Here is a 931-nt window from a genome sequence, read left to right on the forward strand (position 1 = left end):
TGAGTGTGGACACCCGGTAATCAGGCAGCCAGGTGCAGCTTAGCGGTTCGGTGCTCGTAGACGGCGGGGGCGAGGTAGCCGATCGCCGAGTGCCTGCGGCGGGTGTTGTAGCGGTTGATCCAGGAGAACACCGCCATGCGCGCCGTGTGCGGGCTGGGCCACCGCTTCAAGCCGGGCCCCTGGAGGGTTTCGCGTTTGAGAGTGGCGTGGAAGGCCTCGGCCGCGGCGTTGTCGGCCGAGGAGCCCACCGCGCCCATCGAGCGCACCACCCCCAGCTCCGCACACTGTGTCTGGAACCGCCGGGAGGTGTATTGGGCGCCGTGGTCGGTGTGGAAGACCGCGCCGTCCAGGCAGCCGCCCCGCGCGCGCCGGGCCCCCTCCAACGCATCGCAGACGAGTTCGGCGCGCATATGGTCGGCGATGGACCAGCCCACCACCCGCCGCGAGTACAGGTCGATCACCGTGGCCAGGTACAGGAACCGGTCGCCGTCCACGGGCAGGTAGGTGATGTCGCCGACATAGCGGGTGTTGGGCGCCTGGGCGGTGAAGTCGCGGCCCAGCAGGTCGCCCGCCGGGGCCGTGGCGGGCTCGGGCACCGTGGTGCGCACTTTCCTGCGCAGGTGCAGGCCTTCGATGCCGGCGGTGCGCATCAGGCGCTCCACCCGCTTGTGGTTGATTACGTGGCCCTGCTCGCGCAGCTCGGCGGTGATCCTCGGCGCCCCGCAGGCGCGGTCGGCCGCGTGGATCGCCGCGATCCGGGTGGTCAGTTCGGCGTCGGCGGCCGCCCGCTGTTCACGCGCGCCTGCGCGGGCCCGCCAGGCGTAGTAGCCCGAGCGCGACAGCTGAAGCACCGCGCACAGCCGCTTGGCGCCGTAGGCGCCCTGGTGGTCCTGGACGAAGCAGAAGCGGCTCACTGCTTCATCTCTCCCGC

At 71.4% G+C, this 931-nt stretch carries 1 protein-coding gene; it reads right to left on the minus strand.

The genetic code is table 11. From position 1 onward, the window contains the following. Positions 1–20: 20 nt before the first annotated feature. A partial coding sequence (locus tag D452_RS0127055; RefSeq protein WP_204366632.1) for an IS3 family transposase occupies positions 21–931 on the minus strand: 911 nt, incomplete at its 5' end.

It is taken from the genome of Nocardiopsis prasina DSM 43845 (assembly GCF_000341265.1).
GTDB lineage: Bacteria > Actinomycetota > Actinomycetes > Streptosporangiales > Streptosporangiaceae > Nocardiopsis > Nocardiopsis prasina.